Raw genomic sequence first — 4,967 nt, 5'->3', positions numbered from 1 at the left:
TGTTTTAAGGGGGCAGAATCGCTTGGTTTTAGGGGGCAGCTTACACTGGATTTTCCAAAAGCTCTCAGAATTTTTCGAATGGGTAAACCTTCCTTATAATCTTTATTGAAAATGCCATTCTTTATAAAAAGATGCATAAACTCTTTTGCAAGAGTCATTTCGCTTTGAGGATGTTTCGTAAAATAATCTTGCAATACACTGTTGATACTTGAAATACGTTCATTTTTCTTCATAATACGTCATATTATAAGTTATTCGGAATATGTTTTTCCATTAATCGTCACATTTGTTATGCCACTTGTATCTTTGCCTGCCATAGCGGCACCTTCCTTTACCGCCTGAATGAGAAAAGGTCCCAGTTGTTCCAAAGCTTTGTGGAATTTTTCTTCTGTTTGTTTCATCTTTTGAGAAGGGCTGAGGTAATCGCTGCAATTTGATACTTTACCGTTTTTATCGAGGGTAAATGTTTTTTCTAAGAATGAGCAGTTCCCATTCTTTTCATTTATTGTATATGCAACAGCGAAAGCTACAAATGCGCTATCACCGTTTCCTATAAATGCGAGTTCATCAAAAATACCTCGTGTATCTAATAGCTTGGTGCATCCTGGTATTGAATCTTTTTTATATGTATTATCCATTTGCCATACTTCAACGGGAATACTTGTCTTTTTTTCTGCCAAAATCCATTCCATTATTTTGTAACTTTCTCCTTCCTTTAAACTATCCTCAATGGAATGGACTACGTACTGTTTACCCCATTCTATGATTTGTTCATCGGAAGCGTTTGCAAATAGTACATCCTTCTGTGATGGTGAACAACCAAGATAAAACATCAAAATGAAAATAGAAGTAATAATTTTTTTCATGATGCTATATTATTTAAGTTAGAATTAAATTTTTTGATTAATCCATAAAAGGAGAAGCGATTAGACCTATTAAAATTACTATACAAAGTAGAATGATAATGATGATTGGAATCATCAGGCAACCGCCACATCCTTGTAGAAACTCCGCTTTACCTTTTGCAAACTCTATTTGGGCTTTCTCATATTCAGAAAGTCTTTCAGCATTTTGCTCCTTCATAACTTCATTGTTTGTTCATTGGAAATATCAATAACCATTAATGACTTCATTCATGTCATCTACAACTTTTATAACATTCCCGTCAGAATCCAATACAAAAAGTTTTTCTTCCACTACGTAACCGCCATAACTGTTTTTAGCCCTATATTTATGAAGAGCAAAATAAGTATTATTGTCTTTATTATATATACCAAAGGCTTCCCAACTTATTCCTTCATAACTGTCAGGGTCTTTAAGATAATGCCGTTTAAGATAGACCCTTACTCCTGCCATAGCTTTTGTTTGAGATGGTCCTTTGTTGCTCCCGTAGTTTTCGATTCTATTGTTACCCTTTGAAGAAGTGCTGTATTCTCTACTTGAAATATTAAAAATTATAACCACAACAAGAAAAATCAATACCGCTATCCATTGTCGGCGTTCTTTATTTTTTTTATTTTGTATGTAGGTGGGATTTTGAATAATACAACCACAAGAAAGGCATTTAATGTACTCCTCATTTTTTAACCCTTCATCAATTGTTAGATTTATACCACAATTGCTGCATTGCATTTGTTGTGGATAAGTATTTAGTTTTAATTGGTTATTTGGTATTGGGGCTTGTTTCGCTGAAGTGCATGAACGAAGCGCAGAAAGCTCCTTGCGGAAATCAAGATTAGTTTTATTGAAATTTCCTTGCAAGTTAAGAGGGGGATTATATGTGCGAATCAATTCTTTTTCAACATTTGCATAATCATTATTTGCATAATAAAAAAGTAGCAGGTTGTCTTTCATCCATTCGGTCAGTGTACGCTCGTCAAATTCACCAAATGTAGTTTTTCCGTTTTGGGGAGAGTTAATGTCTCTTGGAATCAGTTTGAATCCCAATAAACATCCTAATGATTTACGAATTGTGGAATTTCCGGCAGTGCCAGTGAAATGTTGTTTATAGTCACGAATACGCAGACTTTTACTGCTTTTGCCTACATACACGACATTGTATTTTTCTTTTTTGTGCTGAAAAGAGGTTAGTATGGGAGTAGTGGAAATTTGCACTTTTATGGGCAATGAGGACGTACTACGTAATACTATGATATAGTTACCGGGCTTATCAGGTAAGACTGAAGCTCTCGTTTTTTGAGGGTCAAATAAAGAAAATTCATCTTGTGAAATCATGTTGTTGGTTTCATACATAGCCGCCTGAGACCCTACTAAGCAGAGTTATACAAAAAGAAGCGTGGGCCTACATGCCACGTCTTAGATGAAGGTCGTAGGAAAATACCTTGAGTACAGATATGGATATAGCAGCCCACGCCTATAGCGTGAGAACCACTATGCTATCCTTGTACTCTTTGAAAATTTCCTACGTTTTCATCTACAAGATAAGCATAACGCTTCTAAAAATTCTAATATGTCTTGGAAAGAACACACTCAATCCAGTGCAAAAATATGAAAAACAGCTGAATAAATGAAACCAAAGCCCCTTATTTTTTATTACGCTTTACATCCTCAATCCCCTTTTGGGTATGTTTTCCTCTTTTTGGGTGTAGCCTACACCCAGTTTCTCTTTGAGCTCTTGAAACTTCATTTTAAACCATTCAAGTATCGGCATTCCGTCAATGCACAGCCGGAACTTTCCTTTCTCCTGCGGATTTCTCTCTACGGTTGCCGTTGAATGCTCCGTCCTGAACTTCTCCTTGTGTTCTTTTGAATAGAGCCTTCCCTTGAACTCCACGGGTTGCAGGCTGACGATTTGCCTTGTCAGTTCTTCGGTGAACCCCACTTCCCGGCATTGTTCGGCTATGGGCAGCAGTTCCGTTACGATAGGGAAATAGGTGTCTATCTGTTTCAGCCTATTGTCATACCCTGCAATTTTCTGCTGGTAACTTCGGTCTATCCTGATTATCTCGCTGTTGTGGCGGTTCTCCATTTTTGTCTGCTCCCTCTGTTCGGCTTGTACCTGCTTTTGCAGATCTACAATGTCTCGCTTCAAATTTTCGTTCTCCGCTTCCAGCCTCTTGACCTTGCTGCCGCCCAAAAGAGAACTCACCCCGTCCGCTATGACTGTGGTGGCGTTTACCGCCGCACCTTTCATCTTCTGCACGTTGATTTCCCTCTTTACTTGCTTCAACCTCTTCTGCGCTTCCTCTTCCAGCCCCAGCAGGGCTTCTATGTTCTCTTGCAGGCTGTCCTGCTGTTCCACCAGTTCCTTGTAATATTGTGAGGTGGAAACGTGTCTTGCCAGTGAGCCGTCCACACCTCTTTGCAAACTGTACTTGTTCATGGCTTGTGCATAAGTGTCCTGATAGTGTTTCAGCTTGTGCCTTGCCATTACGTCATCAGCGCACAGCCGTACATCCTGCGGGTTCTTCTTTCTGTATTTTTTCTTCCCGTTCTGTTCGTCTTGTTTGGCTTTCCTGCGTTCTCCCGTCACTATCGGTACGATAGTGGCGTGTATGTGCGGTGTCTTCTCGTCCATGTGCAGGACTGCCGATACGAGGTTTTGCTCCCCGTATGTTTCCCGTAGCCATTTCAGGTTGTCGTTGCACCAGCCGTCAAGTCGTCCGTCCGCTTCCATTTGTTTCATGTCCTTGTTGCTTCCGGTGAGCAGTACCCGGATTGCCTTCACCTGATTGGTGCCCACCTTGCGTCTGATACCTGCCGTTTCTATCCGGTGTGCTATCGCCTGCGTTCGGTTTTTCACCCCTTCGGGAAACCGCACCAGTTCCCGGTTCAGGTGCGTTCGTGTTCTGTCTGCATTCTTCGGATGAATGGTACGCTCTATGTGTGTGGACATTGCACCGTCCGCACCTTTCGCCTTTTCCAAATGCAAAACTGCATATCCCATAACTGTAATATATTTTTTCGGTTAATACTTCCCCTGCCTTGCTTCCATGCCGCATGGCTCCGGGGTTTCAAAAGGGGCGGCGTCCCTTTTGCTCATTGGGGCTTTTTTAGCGATGCGTGCATTGCGTCAAGAAAAAGCCCTAATGAGCTATGACTTTTTCAAAAGTCGTCCGGTGCACGTGCGGTTACATCCTGAAACCTTTGCCTTTCCTCTCCGGCTTCTCCTGCTGCCGTTCGGGTTGTTCGTTCTGTTTACTCCGGAGGAAGTCGTTCAGGTCGTTGTAGCCTCCGTATATGTGCGATGCGTCCCGGATGCGTAGCCCGTATTCCTCCCGCAGTTCCTGAACGGCTTCCATTCCCGCCTTGTCGTTGTCAAGGAAACAGTGGATGAGCCCGTAACCGCCCAATGGTCGGATTGCTTTGGAGAGGTTGGAAGTCGAGTTCAGTACGATGTAGTCCTGCCCGTCAAGGTCGGGGCGGGCAGGACACCTTTCCAGCCGCAGGGTGAGGAAGGAAAGGTAGTCCATGAAGCCCTCGAAGAGGTAGCAGGATTCCTTTGGCTGTTCCTGCCGTATGTGTGTGATGTCTTTCGGGGCTATACAGCCCTTGAAGAATTTGTTGCGTATTTCGTAGCCTCCCGAACGGTTGGGGAAGCCGACGGCAAAGTAGGGTTTGCCGTCAGTCAGGTAGCGCACCTCCCTGCATTCTCTTTTTGCCAGTTCCGTATTTATCCCCCTTTGCCGCAGATAGGACAATAGGGCGGGGGAAGAAAGCGGCACCACCTCTAACTGCCGGAAACTCGGTTTAGAGAGTGGTTGCCCGCCAAAAGAGAAGGAGACCGGGCGCACGTTTGGTGCCTGCTCCGCTATCCGTTCCAAGAGGTAGGGCAGGCTGTCGGACGCGTAGAGCTCCTGCGCCAGTGCGATGATGTTCCCGCCCCTGCTCGCGCCAAAATCGTACCATAGGTTGCGTTCCACGTTCACCTTGAAGGACGGTTCCTGCTCGTCCCTGAACGGTGACTTGTACCATAGGCTGTCTCCCTGCCGTCTTACCGGGTTGTA

General features: G+C 43.4%; 5 protein-coding genes and 1 pseudogene. All 6 read right to left on the bottom strand.

Annotated features, from left to right (window positions below; translation table 11 throughout):
- Positions 1-233, bottom strand: a pseudogene (locus DWY55_RS21875) (hypothetical protein); the annotation flags it as partial.
- A gap of 18 nt (positions 234-251) precedes the next feature.
- Complete coding sequence (locus DWY55_RS18200; protein ID WP_117589534.1) at positions 252-866, bottom strand: hypothetical protein; 615 nt, start codon at positions 864-866, stop codon at positions 252-254.
- A 37-nt stretch (positions 867-903) separates the two neighbouring features.
- Positions 904-1,083, bottom strand: coding sequence for a hypothetical protein (locus DWY55_RS18195; protein WP_005680237.1), 180 nt, complete (start codon positions 1,081-1,083; stop codon positions 904-906).
- 27 nt (positions 1,084-1,110) lie between these two features.
- Entirely contained in the window at positions 1,111-2,235 is a 1,125-nt protein-coding gene (locus DWY55_RS18190; protein ID WP_117589533.1) for a GIY-YIG nuclease family protein, read from the bottom strand.
- A gap of 325 nt (positions 2,236-2,560) precedes the next feature.
- On the bottom strand, positions 2,561-3,907 hold the full coding sequence (gene mobV, locus DWY55_RS18180; protein ID WP_117710136.1) for a MobV family relaxase: 1,347 nt from the start codon (positions 3,905-3,907) through the stop codon (positions 2,561-2,563).
- Positions 3,908-4,091: 184 nt separating this feature from the next.
- Positions 4,092-4,967: toprim domain-containing protein (locus DWY55_RS18175; protein WP_243633675.1), on the bottom strand; the 876-nt coding region annotated here is incomplete at its 5' end.

Origin of the sequence: Bacteroides sp. AF25-38AC, from assembly GCF_003602995.1 — a bacterium.
In the GTDB taxonomy this organism is placed as follows: Bacteria; Bacteroidota; Bacteroidia; order Bacteroidales; family Bacteroidaceae; genus Bacteroides; species Bacteroides uniformis.
Note: the sequence above shows the minus strand (reverse complement) of the source record. Positions and strands in the feature narration are given on the sequence as shown.

Bases quoted from the DNA above. Each gene is read 5' to 3' on its own strand.
- DWY55_RS18200 (WP_117589534.1), bottom strand. From the start codon at position 866: ATGAAAAAAATTATTACTTCTATTTTCATTTTGATGTTTTATCTTGGT.
- DWY55_RS18195 (WP_005680237.1), bottom strand. From the start codon at position 1,083: ATGAAGGAGCAAAATGCTGAAAGACTTTCTGAATATGAGAAAGCCCAA.
- DWY55_RS18190 (WP_117589533.1), bottom strand. From the start codon at position 2,235: ATGATTTCACAAGATGAATTTTCTTTATTTGACCCTCAAAAAACGAGA.
- mobV (WP_117710136.1), bottom strand. From the start codon at position 3,907: ATGGGATATGCAGTTTTGCATTTGGAAAAGGCGAAAGGTGCGGACGGT.